This window comes from Bradyrhizobium sp. Kon56, assembly GCF_055807635.1.
In genome coordinates this window covers 86,924-101,536 of the sequence record NZ_JBVVOU010000009.1, presented here as the reverse complement: position 1 = coordinate 101,536, position 14,613 = coordinate 86,924, and the positions used below count along the sequence as shown (strand labels likewise).

The window sequence follows — 14,613 nt, the reverse complement described above, 5'->3', positions numbered from 1 at the left end:
CCCGGCCCCTGTTCAGGGTTTGCACCGGCTCGGCAGCAATTTCATGACATCGCCCGAGGCGGGCCGGAACGTCACGGCAGCCGCACGCCGCCTGGTGAGCGGTGTGCCACGCGACGCGCTGCTCGCGCGTCGCATTGGCAATGGCCCGCTTGCCTCCGCGCTACATCGCCTTGACGATGTTCTCGGTGACCTTCTTGGCGTCGCCGAGCAGCATCATGGTGTTGTCGCGATAGAACAGCGGATTGTCGATGCCGGCATAGCCGGAAGCGAGCGAGCGCTTGATGAACATCACGGTGCCGGCCTTCCAGACCTGGAGCACCGGCATGCCGTAGATCGGCGAGGTCTTGTCCTCTTCGGCCGCCGGATTGGTGACGTCGTTGGCGCCGATCACGAAGGCGATATCGGCCTGCGCGAATTCGGAGTTGATGTCCTCGAGCTCGAACACCTCGTCATAGGGCACGTTGGCCTCGGCCAGCAGCACGTTCATGTGGCCGGGCATGCGGCCGGCGACCGGGTGAATGGCGTATTTCACCTCGACGCCTTCTTTCTTCAGGATGTCGCCCATTTCACGCAGCGCATGCTGAGCCTGTGCCACCGCCATGCCATAGCCGGGCACGATGATGACCTTCTGCGCGTTCTTCATGATGAAGGCTGCGTCGTCGGCCGAGCCGAGCTTGGCCGGCTTCTGCTCGCCGCCGCCACCGCCGGCCGCCGCGGTCTCGCCGCCGAAGCCGCCGAGAATGACCGAGATGAAGGAGCGGTTCATCGCGTGGCACATGATGTAGGACAGGATCGCGCCGCTTGATCCCACCAGCGCGCCGGTGATGATCAGCGCGGAATTGCCGAGGGTGAAGCCGATGCCGGCCGCGGCCCAGCCCGAGTACGAGTTAAGCATCGAAATCACGACCGGCATGTCGGCGCCGCCGATCGGGATGATCATGAGGACGCCGAGCGCCAGCGCGATGATGACGATCAGCCAGAAGTCGAGCGCGCTGCCCGTCATGACCAGCCCGACGATGAAGACGACGAGCGCGATCGCGAGCGCAATGTTGATGATGTGGCGGAACGGCAGGATGATCGGCGCACCGCTCATGCGCGCGGACAGCTTCAGGAACGCGATCACCGAGCCGGTGAAGGTCAGCGCGCCGATGGCGACGCCGAGCGACATCTCGACCAGGCTCTGCGGATGGATGTTGCCGGGGCTGCCGATGTCGAAGGCCTCCGGCGCGTAGAACGCACCGGCCGCGACCAGCACCGCGGCCATGCCGACCAGCGAATGGAACGCGGCGACCAGTTCCGGCATTGAGGTCATCGGCACCCGGCGGGCAATCACTGCGCCGACGCTGCCGCCGATCGCGATGCCAAGGATCACGAGAATCCAGGCGAGGCCGTCCGCCGGCGGATGGCTGGCCAGCGTGGTGGCGACCGCGATCGCCATGCCGATCATGCCGAAGAAATTACCCTGCCGCGATGTGGCGGGGCTGGACAGCCCGCGCAGCGACAGGATGAACAGCACACCTGCCACGAGATACAGAACTGCAGCCAGATTGGCGTTCATCTCAGGTCCCCTTTGTCTTTGTCACCCCGAGGTGAACGCCGCTCACTTCACCTTCTTCTTGTACATCGCCAGCATGCGCTGGGTGACAAGGAAGCCGCCGAAGATATTCACGCAGGCGAAAATGAGCGCGATGAAGCCGAAGCCGCGCGCCCAGCCCGAGCCGCTCGAGATCATGCCGACCCCGACCGCGAGCAGCGCACCGACCACGATCACCGAGGAGATCGCATTGGTCACGCTCATCAGCGGCGTATGCAGCGCCGGGGTCACCGACCACACCACGAAATAGCCGACGAAGACGGCGAGAACGAAGATCGACAGCCGGAAGACGAAGGGGTCGACGACCTGTGCAACATGCTCCATGGCGGCTCTCCTTACGCTTTCGGCTGGAAGTTCGGGTGGATGACGGCGCCGTCCCTGGTCAGCGCGGTCGCTTTGACGAGATCGTCGTCCCAGTTCACGGCCAGCGCCTTGCTGGTCTTGTCGACCATCGTTTCGATGAAGTTGAACAAATTGCGCGCGTAGAGGCTGGAGGCGGACGCCGCGACGCGGCCGGCGACGTTGGTGTAGCCGACGATCTTGATGCCATCGACCTCGGCGACCTCGCCCGCCTTGACGCCTTCGACATTGCCGCCGCGCTCGACGGCGAGATCGACCAGCACCGAGCCCGGCTTCATCGACTTGACCATGTCAGCCGTGACGAGCCTCGGCGCCGGCCGGCCCGGAATCAGCGCGGTCGTGATCACGATGTCCTGCTTCTTGATGTGCTCGGCGGTGAGCGCGGCCTGCTTGGCCTGATACTCCTTGGACATTTCCTTGGCGTAGCCGCCGGCGGTCTGTGCGTTCTTGAATTCCTCGTCCTCGACGGCGAGGAATTTTGCACCGAGCGATTCGACCTGCTCCTTGGTGGCGGGCCGGACATCGGTCGCGGTGACGACGGCGCCGAGACGGCGTGCGGTCGCGATCGCCTGGAGGCCGGCGACGCCGACGCCCATCACGAACACTTTGGCGGCGGGCACCGTGCCGGCCGCGGTCATCATCATCGGGAAGGCGCGTCCGAAGGCCTCGGCGCCCTCGATCACGGCGCGGTAGCCGGCGAGGTTGGCCTGCGAGGACAGCACGTCCATCACCTGCGCGCGCGTGATGCGCGGCATCAATTCCATCGCGAAGGCGGAGACACCGGCATCGGCGATCGTCTTCAGCGCGGCCTCGTTGCCGTAGGGGTCCATGATGGCGATGACGAGCGCGCCGCGCTTGTACTGCGCCAACTCGGAGGCTTCAGGGCGCTTCACCTTGATGATGATGTCGGCGTCCTTCAGCGCGTCGGCGCTGACGGTGGCGCCCACGGCGGTGAATTCGGAGTCCGGCAGGCCCGACTTGAGGCCGGCGCCCGGCTCGACGGCGATCTCGGCGCCCAACGCCTTGAACTTCTTCACCGTATCCGGCGAAGCGGCGACCCGCGGCTCCGACGGATCGATTTCCTTGGCAACGGCGATCTTCATAGGCCCTCCGGCGACGCGGGAAGAAGCGCGCACGCGAACTTAGCGTTACTCCCGCAACGTTGGATACCGGTTTTCAATCCGGCTTGATTGCAAATTTTATAGGCACCGACGACAGTGGCGGTGCTGCAGGGGATGGATCAGGTCAGGAAGATCGCCATCAGGATCACGATAAGCGCGACCGAGACCGTGCCGTACTTCACCAGCTTGATGAAGCCCTCGTAGGTCTGCTCGTGGGCAACGTAGTCGTTGCCGTCGGCGGTGCTGTACGCCACTTCGCTATGGTCAGCCATGAATTGTCCCCAGTCGAAAGTCGAATTTCGTGGCTGGGATACCGCAAACTTCCGGGCAGGGCAACGGCACGGAGGCGCGGTTTCCCGGCAAATCAGGTCATTTGGAATTCCAATGGGCGGGAATTCGGCTCAGACCGGTGATCCGCCCGTCAGAGGCGGTCTCCGATGCCACGAGCCGAGGCCTCTCAGCGCAGGCCGAGCGCACGGCGGACTGCGCCGATCGGCTCCACCTTGCTGTCGCAGAAGTTTCGCTTTGCGCAGCGTTCTCCCGGAACGTTGACGACGATTGCATCCGCGCCGGCATCCTCGGTGAGAAAACCGTGGCTCATGTGGAAACCCAGCGCGCGGTAGACCTCGAACTGCTCCTCCGAGAAGAACTGGTCACCGGTGGTTTCATGCGGGAAGGTGTCGTTGCGGCGTGCATAGTCGCGGATGTAGTCGTTCTCGTCTCCGGTCAGGGACGACTTGATGTACACGAGGTACCCCTTTTCCCCCGAGCCGTAGTCGATGGTGCCGACCGCCACGTGCGGTCCGCCCGCCGTGCGCCGGGCCGGGGATTTGGTTGCGTTGCACTTCATCCACTCGAGCGTGGTGTTGCGGATCGGCGTCCACGGCAGATCGATGATGATCCCGAGATCGATGCGCGCATAGCGCTGCAGCGTCACCAGGGATGAGAAATTCATGGGTGCATCGGCTTCGGCGTCAACCGCGATGATCACCTTGCAGCGTCGTCGCAACAACTCGTAGACACCGAGATTCTCGATGTGTCCGCCGTCCGTCAGGTAGACCGCATCGGCATTCTCGTAAAGCCGGCCCGAGATCTCAGACCATAGAAACAAAGGGGTCGAGTGGTGCTGCGGCTTGTCCTTTGTCGAGACCCAGCGCGGGTTCTTCAACCAGTACCCCAGGCGCACGTTGAGGAGCGCCAGGGTCGGGGTCAGCGAGCGGATCGACCCCGAGCCCATGTTCGACGAAGCGGCGGCCCCGGAGATTGCCATCGCGGTCGCAAGATCGAGGCCCGGCGCGACCTTCTCGAATGCCGGTGTATTCGCATAGCCAGTGGCCTCGCTGCCGACGTGCAGCGGCGAGAATATGAAGAAATCCGCGTTCCGTCCCCGCCGATTGGCGAAGTCGGATCCTTGGATGTTCAGCGCGGCGTTGATGATGGGATATGGCGAGGCCAGGCTGCATTTTTTCGATGTCGCGACCGTCATCGCTCCCGCTGGATCGACCCCGTAGACCATCTGATGTAACAGACCGCTCAGCTTCTCCTCGTCGAGCGGAAGGAAATCCCTCCCCTGGTCCAGGCTCGGCATGTTCCGCGACGGCTCCCCGTCGGCGTAATAGAGCGGATTGAACAAGAAGGCCTTGCTGAGGCGATCACGATAGAGCCGGTGCAACGAATTGGCATTCGGCCCGAGAACCCACGACAGGCCGAACATGGCCGAGCCCGACAAGAAGTAGAGCAGCATCATCCGCCAGCTGACACTGTTGCCGAACTGGTACTTCGACCAAGTGAATTTGTCCGGGGACTGCAATGACGCAACGGAAAACAGCCATGCGGGAATGTGCGAGATCGGCCCCACCGGCTTGGAGACGACGACCTTCGCTTCGCGATTGGTGATTTCGGCCGAGAGCTTGCGGGTCGCCGAGTCAAACTGGACATTTCCCTTGACATCGACACCGGCCGCGGGCGGCACGGGTTGCACGCCAGCCGCTCCCCACTCCTCGATCATGGGGTATTGACGGTAGGCGGCGTCGAGGGTCTTGTCGTTCGCGATGCCCCAATAGCAAAGATAGAGATATCCGACCCAGATCAGCAAGGGCAGCGCCAGTCCCGCGACAAGCACGGCTGCTTTCGCCGCATGGGCGAGCAGGCGTGATCCCAGGTCCGAGGCGCCGGCGCCCTTCAGCAGGTCGGCGAATTGCTGCCGGAACAGCGTGACAGCCGCCGCAACCGGCGCAGTGATGGCCGCAAGCGATTGGACCCACTTGATTGCAACGCCGCCAATGATGCCGCCGGACTGAGTCGTGTTAGCGTCGGCGACATCGAACATCTGGGCGATCATGAAGGGCTGAAATTCGAAGAAGCAGATGGCGGCAAGCAGAACGAGATAGGTCGCGCCGACCGTCGACGGATAGCCGCGGAATTCACCTCCCTTGGTCGACGAAATCGATCGCAGCACTGCCCAGCCAAAGAAAAGCGCAAGGCCGAGCAGGACCGCTGCAAGCGAAAGGCCAAAGTGATCGACATTCAGGCAGCTGGCGATCGCACAGATGAGACCCATCGCAAACGCAAGACCGGCCAGGTACCGAAACAGCTCGCGCCGCCCGACTTTGAAAAGGCGCCCGACCAACAAAAGCAGCAAAGCGACAACAAGGCCGACAAGAAAGAAGGCAGGCATCAATCCCAGGCTGGAGAGGGGACCAAGATTGTGGGTGTCGTCGACGCTCAGGCCGAAGAAATTGGTCGTATAGAGTGACGAGCGTGCGGCGTTGGACAGGATCGTGATCACTGCAACGAGCAGTACAACCGGCAGCGTCAGGCTCAGATTGGCAACGAGTCCACGCACGACGATTGCGACGCCGGTGATCAGGTCGCGCGCGCCGGCCGGAACGAGATAGTTCGAGTAATTCCGGATATGGCCCACCGCAGGCGTGTCACTGATCTCATTTGCGCTCTCGGCTCCAGGTGTCGGCGTGCTTCCGAAGACGAAATTCTGCGCCCGCGTCATGGTCGCCGTAAACGAACAGCCGGTGTAACCGCCGCCCGATACGGTCGACAGATAGTCGATGTGCTTGATGAGCCCGTGGTGATTGAAAGCCTGCAAGACGCCGAGGCAGATTGCGGAGGATCGGATCCCGCCGCCTGACAGCGCAAGGCCGACCGTGTCGATCGCCTTTTCGTCGCCAGGGTATGCAACGGGATCCATACCCTGGGCTAGGCGGCGGTTGTTGATGGCTGCGAGCTCGCGCTTGACGATCTTCCGGTGCTGCGTCCCCCACAGCTGCTGTTCCCCCACAGCCCGTGGCGGCTCCACCTTGGGGTCTGGGGCACTGATCCTGGCCATGTTCGCCTCCCTGGCCGAGCACACGCGACGATCAACGATCACAGATTGCATTGCAGGTCGAACCCGCCTGCAAGAATTAGTCCGGTCCCGGGCACAAACGTTCAATGTGCATGGCGGGATCTTTACAACCCGCCTCCCCCGTTGTCGGAACAACGGGACACTCGGACGGCCGACCCGACCTGCTCGCTGCAGCGCTGAAGGCGGTTCGGCTCAGCCCATCGCTTCCAGTTCGTCGATCATGCCGGCGATGACGCTCAGGCCGCCGTCCCAGAACTTTGGATCCTTGGCATCGAGCCCGAACGGCCGCAGCAGTTCGGAATAATGCTTGGTGCCGCCGGCGGCGAGCATGTCGAGATAGCGCTCGGCAAAGCCTTCGGCCGCGTTCTCGTAGACGGCGTAGAGCGAGTTCACGAGACAATCGCCGAATGCATAGGCGTAGACGTAGAACGGCGAATGGATGAAGTGCGGGATGTACATCCAGTAGTTCTCGTAGCCCGCTTTGATCTCGATTGCCGGACCAAGGCTCTCGCCCTGCACCGAGAGCCAGATCTCGCCGAGCCGCGTCGCGGTGAGCTCGCCGTTCTTGCGTTCGGTGTGGACCGCGCGCTCGAAGGAATAGAACGCGATCTGCCGCACCACGGTGTTGATCATGTCCTCGACCTTGCCGGCGAGCAGCGCCTGGCGCTGCCTTGCGCTCCTGGTCTGCGCCAGCAGCCGCCGGAAGGTCAGCATCTCGCCGAACACGCTCGCGGTCTCCGCCAGCGTCAGCGGCGTCGGCGCCATCAACGCGCCGTTCCTGGCCGCCAGCACCTGATGCACGCCATGGCCGAGCTCATGGGCGAGCGTCATCACGTCGCGCGGCTTGCCCTGGTAGTTCATCAGCACGTAGGGGTGCGCGGACGGCGTGGTCGGATGCGAGAAGGCCCCCGGCGCCTTGCCCGGACGTACCGGCGCGTCGATCCAGCGGTCGGCAAAGAAGCGCTCGGCGATATCAGCCATCTTGGGCGAGAAGCCGCGATAGGCGGAGAGCACCATGTTTCGCGCATCGCCCCAGCCGATCACGTCGGTCGCAGCAAAAGGCAGCGGCGCGTTGCGGTCCCAATAGGCCAGGCGCTTCCTGCCGAACCAGCGTGCCTTCAGCGCGTAGTAGCGATGCGACAATTTTGGATAGGCTGCGCGCACCGAGGCGACCAGCGCATCCACCACCTCGCGCTCGACGCGGTTGTTCAGGTGCCGGGAATCTGCGACGTCCTTGAAGCCGCGCCAGCTATCGGAGATGTCCTTGTCTTTGGCCAAAGTGTTGGTGATCAGCGCAAAGGTGCGCTCATTGGCCTTGAAGGTCTTTGCGAGCGCCTCTGCCGCGGCCTTGCGCTTGGCGCCGTCGCGGTCCTGCAACAGATTGAGCGTCGGCTCGATCGCGAGCTCCTTGGGCCCGACCTTGAAGCGCAGGCTCGAAATGGTCTGGTCGAACAGCCGATTGAAGGCGGAATAGCCGGTCTGCGCCTTCTCCAGGAAGAGCTGCTCGAGCTTGTCCTCGAGCTGGTACGGTTTCTCCTTGCGTAGATCCTCGATCCAGGGACGGTAGTGCGCGAGCTCGGTGGCCTGCATCGCGCGGTTCAAAATATCGTCATCGATCCGGTTGAGCTCGAGCGCGAAGAACAGCAGATGCGTCGATGCCGCCGTCAGGCGCTCGGAAACGTCGCCGTAAAACTTTGAAATCTTGGGGTCCACGCTGTCGCCGGCATGAACGAGGCCAGCGTACGAGCCGAGCCGGCCGGCGAGGTCGTCGATCGCCTCATAGCGTCGCACGGCTTCTGCGAGCCATTTTCCGCCATCTTCCTTTGCTGTTCCTGTTGCGAGCTTGCCCTTGTAGTCCGTCTCGAACGCGACGCAATCGGCATCCATCTTTGCGAGATCGCGCGCCACTTCCGGCGCATCGATCCCGGAATAGAGGTCGGCGAGGTTCCACTCCGGAAGCTTGCCGGTCTTGCTCGCAGGCTTTGCGGGTGAAGGTCTGGAGGACTTTGCCTTGATGACCGATTGCTTGGTGCCTGGTTTGCGGAGAGCAGACTTTTTGAGAGCAGACTTTTTGAGTGCAAGCTTGGAGCTCGAATTCATTGTGTGGGAAACCTGTGTTCAACAATCGCGACGGCGGGCGGGGGCATCAGGATTTAACAGTGCGTTAATCGGCTTCGGCCAGAGTGCCCCGATTCGAGACAGATAGTAGTAGCGTGCGGGGAACACCATGGCTGCCAGTATTTTGATCGCCGACGACGACGCTGTAGCCCGCCGGCTGGTCGAAAACATGGTGCAGAAATGCGGCTATGAGACGATCGTGGTGGACTCCGGCGATGCGGCGATCGCCGCCCTCACCGCCCCCGACGCGGCCATCGACGGCGTCATCCTCGATCTCGTGATGCCCGGCCTCGACGGCATGGGCGTGCTGGCGAAAATCCGCGAAGCGGGTCTCAGCATCCCCGTCATCGTGCAGACGGCCCATGGCGGCATCGACAATGTGATCTCGGCGATGCGCGCGGGTGCGGCCGACTTCGTGGTCAAGCCGGTCGGCCTGGAGCGGCTCCAGGTCTCGCTTCGCAACGCGCTCAATTCGTCCGCGCTCAAGGGCGAACTGCAGCGCATCCGTCACAGCCGCGAAGGCCGGCTGACCTTCTCCGACATCATCACACGCGCCGAGGCGATGGCGGGCGTGATGCGCGCGGCGCAGAAAGCAACAAACTCCTCGATCCCGGTGCTGATCGAGGGCGAGTCCGGCGTCGGCAAGGAGATGTTCGCGCGTGCCATTCATGGCAGCGGCGAGCGCAAGGCCAAGCCGTTCGTCGCGGTCAATTGCGGCGCGATCCCCGACAACCTCGTCGAATCCATTCTGTTCGGTCACGAGAAGGGTGCCTTCACCGGCGCCACCGAACGCCACACCGGCAAGTTCGTCGAAGCTCATGGCGGCACGCTGTTCCTGGACGAGGTCAGCGAGCTGCCGCTGAGCGCGCAGGTCAAGCTGCTTCGCGCGCTCCAGGAAGGCGCGGTCGAGGCGGTCGGCGGCCGCAAACCCGTGAAGGTCGACGTCCGCATCATCTCGGCGACCAACCGCAGGCTGCTCGAGCGGGTCAAGCAGGGCCACTTCCGGGAAGACTTGTTCTATCGCCTGCATGTGCTGCCGCTGACGATCCCATCGCTGCGCGCCCGGCGCGAGGACATTCCGCATCTGCTCAGGCATTTCCTGGCGCGCTTTGCCGCCGAGGAGAACCGCCCCATCACCGGCATCAGCGGCGAGGCCGTTGCGCACCTCGCTCAGCTCGATTGGCCCGGCAACATCCGCCAGCTCGAAAACGCGGTCTATCGCGCCGTGGTGATGAGCGAGGGCGACCAGCTTGGCCTCGACGACTTCCCCCTGATCGCCTCGCAGCCGCATCCGGGAACAGACATTCCGACGGCGCCGCTGATGCTGGAGCCAATCGCGGCCCCCTCCGTCGTGTCGGGTAATGACATACCGATCGCACCGCTGCCGCAAGCGGGTGCTCTCTCCATGCTGACCGCGACCGGCGACGTCCGGCCGCTGGAGGACATCGAGAACGAGATCATCCGTTTCGCGATCTCGCATTACCGCGGGCAGATGTCGGAGGTCGCCCGCCGCCTCAAAATCGGCCGGTCCACCCTCTACCGCAAACTCGATGAGGCCGGGGTTCCCGGCCATGGCGGCAAAAGCGGTGAGGAGACGCACTGAGCCTGAGCGAACGGAGGTTCGTCCGGGCGGAGCGATACGACTGTAAGCCGTTCGTATGACGACGGAATTCGACTGCGATTTGAACCGTGACTTGGAAGTGACAGACACAGGGAAAAGCGCGTGGCAGAAGCGCACAATCCGTTGCCAAGAGGCGTGCTTGAAGTCAGTTTGTCGTGAGTTGTCCCGGGTAGCGCTGGCTGCGAAATCGGGGCCTGTATATCGTCCGCGTAAGATTCGTCTGCGTAGGAATCGTTGCGTGCAGGCGTGCAACTTTCGAGAGGCCGGCGCGGTTTAGCCGAAGCTCAATAGGCGATAACGAAGCTGTTCCACGGGGGACAGTTCACCCGAGGGGTGCGACACAATGCGTGACTGTTTGAACCACCGTGCAGGCTTTGACCGTGTCTTGTTCACGGTCGCGGCGACCTTCCTCACGGTATCGGCCAGCTCAGCCCTGGCGCAGGATCAGGCGCGCAGCAGCGCTGCCGAGCTCGCGATCGAAGCCGCAATCCCGCGCCCCGAACCCGCAAACGTCCCGCCCCCGACCGCATCGGACATCAAGGTCGACACCACCGCCACGATGGTGGACCCTGCTAAGGAGCCCGCCAAGGAACCCCTGAAGGCCGAATCCGCCCCCGCGCCGGACAAGGTCGAGACCAAGCCTTCCGACGTCGCCACCACGCCCGCCGCCGAGGCGACGAAGAGCGAGACGGCGAAGACTGAACCTGCCAAGACCGAACCTGCCAAGGCCGACACGGCGATCCCAACGCCGGCCGCGCCCGCCACCGCTGCGGCTCCGGCCTCGGAGCCGGTAGGGGCCGCGAGCAACGTTCCCGCGGCCGACCAGCCGGTCGCCGACAAGCTCAAGGACATCATTGGCGCAAAGGCCTCGCGCTATTTCGACCGTAAGAACGAACGCGCTGCGATCGAGAAGTTCTACGGTGCACGCGACTTCGCGCCGGTCTGGAGCCAGGGCGGCAGCCTGACCGCTGCGGCCAAGGGCGTGATCGCACGGCTGAAGGACGCGGCGTCCGACGGTCTCAATCCCGCCGATTACCCGGTGCCGGACTTCGCGGCCGCCACGACACCCGATACGCTCGCCGATGCCGAGCTCAAGCTCACCGCCAGCATGTTCGACTATGCGCGCCAGGCCCAGAGCGGCCGCATGCACTGGTCGCAGGTCAGCGGCGACATCCTCTATCCCGAGCATCCGGTCGATCCGAACGAGGTGCTCGCCAAGGTCACGACCGCGGCGGACGCCTCCGCGGCGCTCGACAGCTACAATCCGCCGCAAAAACTTTACAAGGAGCTGAAGGCGAAGCTCGCGGAGCTCCGCGGCCAGGGCAACGGCCCGGTGATCGAGATCGCCGATGGTCCGGCGCTGAAATACACCCCGGCCGGCAAGAAGCAGGCTGAAATCGTCGTTGAAGATCCGCGCGTGCCGCAGCTGCGCGCCAAGCTCGGCATCACCGAGAACGCCAGCGACACCCGCTATGACGCGGCGGTCGCCGAAGCCGTGCGCAAATTCCAGAACAGCGCCGAGCTCAAGGCGACCGGCATCCTCGACGACAAGACGGTCAGGGCGATCAACGCCCCGAAGCGCGACAAGCAGATCGACGTGGTGCTGGTGAACATGGAGCGCTGGCGCTGGCTGCCGCGCGACCTGGGCGCGCCCTCGCTGGGCGATGCCTATGTCATCCTCAACATTCCCGACTACACGTTGAAGGTGATGCAGCGCGGCCAACAGGTCTGGACCACCCGCGTCGTCACCGGCAAGCCCGGCACGCATGCGACCCCGCTGCTCACCGAGACGATGAAGTACATCACGGTCAATCCGACCTGGAACGTGCCGCCGTCGATCGTCTACAACGAATATCTGCCGGCGCTTCAGCAGGACCCGACCGTGCTCCAGCGCATGGGTCTCAAGCTCGAACAGAACCGCGATGGTTCGGTGCACATCTCGCAGCCGCCCGGTGAAGCCAACGCGCTCGGCCGCATCCGCTTCAATTTCCCCAACAAGTTCCTGGTCTATCAGCACGACACGCCGGACAAGAACCTGTTCGCCCGGGACGAACGCGCCTTCAGCCACGGCTGCATGCGCGTGCAGAACCCGGATCAGTACGCCTCGGTCCTGCTCAACATCGCGATGCCGAACGAGAAGTACACGCCGGAACGCATCCGCAGCATGTACGGCAAGAGCGAGATCGACCTGAAATTCCCGACCCCGATCCCGGTCAACATCACCTATCAGACCGCATTCGTGGACGATGGCGGCAAGCTGCAATTCCGCAAGGACGTCTATGGCCGCGACGCGACCATGATCAACATCCTGAAGAACGGTCGCGGCAAGGATCTCGAGAACGTCGTCGCGCACTCCCAGCCGAGCTATTCACGCCCGGCGACGACACTGCCGAACGGGGTGTTGGCGGCCAACAACGGCGGCTCGTCCGGGCCGAATTTCTTCGAGCGGCTGTTCGGAGCGCCCACCCCGCCGCCGGCCCCGGTCGGCCGCCGGCCGCAGCAGCAGCGGGTATTCACCCGCTGAGCCAGGCCGCCCGGCGCCTGATTTCCTGAAATTCTGCAGTAAAATCAGCGACCTCATCCTCTGGATGGGGTCGCTTAACGTTAACCATTCTCCACCTGACCTCAGGCAGCGGGCGTTTTTTTGCCACACTCACCCGGTTAGGTTCGCGATCTGACTTGGTTTGGGGGCGGGAAGGTCAACCTCGAATTAACCTTCTCGCTTTAACAAAGCGTTCATCCTCTTTCGCGCGCTAACGGGGTTAGCGGGAGAGTCCATTTTGAACGCTCGTCGACTGGGTGGGCTCTAACGTGCTGACTGGAATCGCACGCCAATTCGCTGTGCTGTCGTTGTCCCATGCGGGAGTGAAGGCCGGATCCAGAATCGGCCTCGCTGCCGTATTGCTGCTTGCTGCCGCGGGTTCAGTTCACAACGCCGCCGCGCTCAACGAGACCAAGACGCTCTCCTTCCACCACACCCATTCCGGCGAAGACCTCACCGTCACCTTCAAGCGCGACGGACGCTACGACGAAGCGGCGCTGAAGCAGCTCAACCACTTCCTGCGCGACTGGCGCAGCCAGGACGAGACGGTCATGGACCGTCACCTCTTCGACATCCTCTGGGAAGTCTACCGCGACGTCGACGGCAAGCAGCCGATCCAGATCATCTCCGCCTACCGCTCGCCCGCGACCAACTCCATGCTCCGCCGCCGCTCCTCCGGCGTGGCGCGCTTCAGCCAGCACATGCTGGGGCATGCGATGGACTTCTACATCCCGAACGTGCCGCTGGAGCAGATCCGCTTCGCCGGCCTGCGCCTCCAGCGCGGCGGCGTCGGCTTCTACCCGACCTCCGGCTCGCCGTTCGTACATCTCGACACCGGCAGCATCCGGCATTGGCCGCGCATGACGCATGACCAGCTCGCCCGGGTCTTCCCGGACGGACGCACCGTCCACCTCCCGACCGACGGCACGCCGCTGAAGGGCTATGAGCTCGCCAAGGCCGAGATCGAGCGGCGCGGCAGCGGCGAGGATTCCGGCAGCAAGTCGAATTTCTTTGCCGCCCTGTTCAAGGGTAAGCCGGCTCCGGCCGCGGCGAGCAACGACGAGGATGACGAGGGCGCGCCCGCCCCGTCCGCGAAGACTGTCGCGCCGACCGTGGTCGCCGCCGCGACCAAGCCGGCCGATCCGGTGCCGACGCCGCGCGCCAAGCCGTCAGTCGCGGCGACGATCCAGCTCGCCTCGGCCGATATGCAGATCGTCGCGCCGCCCAAACCGAAACCGGCGCCTGTGGCTGACAAGCCGGCCGCCGGCAAATCTGCTGACGCCAAGCCCGAGACCCCCGCCGACATCATCAATGCCCGCGGCTTCTGGGATACCCCGACTGCGCCGCAGCAGGCGACGCCGGCCCAAATTGCTGCGCTGAAGGCACGGCAGGCGCTTGCCGCCGCCACCGATCCGCAGCCGACCGCGAGCGTGTCCAGCGCCGCCTATCAGGCCCTGGCCTACGCGCCGGCGTCCGCCTCACCGGTCGACCGCGCCAACGTCGTCGCCGCCTCCGCGCCGATCCCGCGCTCCGCCCGTCCCGCCTCCGCGTCGCGTAACCTTGCGCCGGCGACCGAGATCAACACGGTAGTCGGTAAGCGCGTCGACGGCATGGTCGCAACCGCGACCCGGCTCTCCGCAGCCAAGGGCGAAAGCATCTGGCTCAAGATCGTGATGCTGTCGCCGAGCGCCAGCCGCGCGATGTCGGTCACGCTGATGGGTGAGCTCGACACCGCCGCAATGCGCGCCTACTTCGTCAAGCCGCAGTCCGTGATCGCCATGGGTTTTGCCGACGATCCGATGCAGGGCCTGTCCTGCGACAGTTTCTCGGGCACCGCCACCGCCAAACTCGATACGACGTCCTTCGTCGTACGGACGGCTTCGCTGCGCTGACGTC

Annotated in this window: 9 protein-coding genes; 3 read left to right on the top strand and 6 right to left on the bottom strand. The window is 64.1% G+C overall.

The window, feature by feature from the left end:
• Positions 1-160: 160 nt before the first annotated feature.
• From AC0L3B_RS16785 to AC0L3B_RS16760, 6 genes are all read right to left on the bottom strand, one after another.
• The gene (locus AC0L3B_RS16785; RefSeq protein ID WP_018453813.1) at positions 161-1,558 is read right to left on the bottom strand and encodes an NAD(P)(+) transhydrogenase (Re/Si-specific) subunit beta; all 1,398 of its coding nucleotides are present in this window, start codon (positions 1,556-1,558) and stop codon (positions 161-163) included.
• Between the two features lie 42 nt (positions 1,559-1,600).
• Positions 1,601-1,918, bottom strand: a complete 318-nt coding sequence (locus AC0L3B_RS16780) for a proton-translocating transhydrogenase family protein (RefSeq protein ID WP_018453812.1) — start codon at positions 1,916-1,918, stop codon at positions 1,601-1,603.
• Between the two features lie 11 nt (positions 1,919-1,929).
• The gene (locus AC0L3B_RS16775; RefSeq protein ID WP_473380750.1) at positions 1,930-3,057 is read right to left on the bottom strand and encodes a Re/Si-specific NAD(P)(+) transhydrogenase subunit alpha; all 1,128 of its coding nucleotides are present in this window, start codon (positions 3,055-3,057) and stop codon (positions 1,930-1,932) included.
• Between the two features lie 137 nt (positions 3,058-3,194).
• The gene (locus AC0L3B_RS16770; RefSeq protein ID WP_007596280.1) at positions 3,195-3,347 is read right to left on the bottom strand and encodes an aa3-type cytochrome c oxidase subunit IV; all 153 of its coding nucleotides are present in this window, start codon (positions 3,345-3,347) and stop codon (positions 3,195-3,197) included.
• Between the two features lie 185 nt (positions 3,348-3,532).
• Positions 3,533-6,418, bottom strand: coding sequence for a patatin-like phospholipase domain-containing protein (locus tag AC0L3B_RS16765; RefSeq protein ID WP_026232600.1), 2,886 nt, complete (start codon positions 6,416-6,418; stop codon positions 3,533-3,535).
• 210 nt (positions 6,419-6,628) lie between these two features.
• Positions 6,629-8,536: a M3 family oligoendopeptidase gene (locus tag AC0L3B_RS16760; protein ID WP_018453809.1), complete on the bottom strand. Its 1,908-nt coding sequence runs from the start codon at positions 8,534-8,536 to the stop codon at positions 6,629-6,631.
• Between the two features lie 127 nt (positions 8,537-8,663).
• Between AC0L3B_RS16760 and AC0L3B_RS16755 the strand changes: the two genes are divergently transcribed.
• The 3 genes from AC0L3B_RS16755 to AC0L3B_RS16745 all read left to right on the top strand — a co-directional run bounded on the left by AC0L3B_RS16755 (position 8,664) and on the right by AC0L3B_RS16745 (position 14,609).
• Positions 8,664-10,157, top strand: coding sequence for a sigma-54-dependent transcriptional regulator (locus tag AC0L3B_RS16755; protein WP_085359452.1), 1,494 nt, complete (start codon positions 8,664-8,666; stop codon positions 10,155-10,157).
• A gap of 361 nt (positions 10,158-10,518) precedes the next feature.
• Positions 10,519-12,699 (top strand): L,D-transpeptidase scaffold domain-containing protein, encoded by a 2,181-nt coding sequence (locus AC0L3B_RS16750; RefSeq protein ID WP_085359454.1) that lies wholly within the window; start codon positions 10,519-10,521, stop codon positions 12,697-12,699.
• Between the two features lie 287 nt (positions 12,700-12,986).
• On the top strand, positions 12,987-14,609 hold the full coding sequence (locus AC0L3B_RS16745) for a peptidoglycan L,D-endopeptidase MepK (protein WP_473380749.1): 1,623 nt from the start codon (positions 12,987-12,989) through the stop codon (positions 14,607-14,609).
• Positions 14,610-14,613 lie beyond the last annotated feature (4 nt).

Coding starts and splice junctions, on each gene's coding strand:
- AC0L3B_RS16755 (WP_085359452.1), top strand. CDS start 8,664: ATGGCTGCCAGTATTTTGATCGCCGACGACGACGCTGTAGCCCGCCGG.
- AC0L3B_RS16765 (WP_026232600.1), bottom strand. CDS start 6,418: ATGGCCAGGATCAGTGCCCCAGACCCCAAGGTGGAGCCGCCACGGGCT.
- AC0L3B_RS16775 (WP_473380750.1), bottom strand. CDS start 3,057: ATGAAGATCGCCGTTGCCAAGGAAATCGATCCGTCGGAGCCGCGGGTC.
- AC0L3B_RS16760 (WP_018453809.1), bottom strand. CDS start 8,536: ATGAATTCGAGCTCCAAGCTTGCACTCAAAAAGTCTGCTCTCAAAAAG.
- AC0L3B_RS16770 (WP_007596280.1), bottom strand. CDS start 3,347: ATGGCTGACCATAGCGAAGTGGCGTACAGCACCGCCGACGGCAACGAC.
- AC0L3B_RS16780 (WP_018453812.1), bottom strand. CDS start 1,918: ATGGAGCATGTTGCACAGGTCGTCGACCCCTTCGTCTTCCGGCTGTCG.
- AC0L3B_RS16750 (WP_085359454.1), top strand. CDS start 10,519: ATGCGTGACTGTTTGAACCACCGTGCAGGCTTTGACCGTGTCTTGTTC.
- AC0L3B_RS16785 (WP_018453813.1), bottom strand. CDS start 1,558: ATGAACGCCAATCTGGCTGCAGTTCTGTATCTCGTGGCAGGTGTGCTG.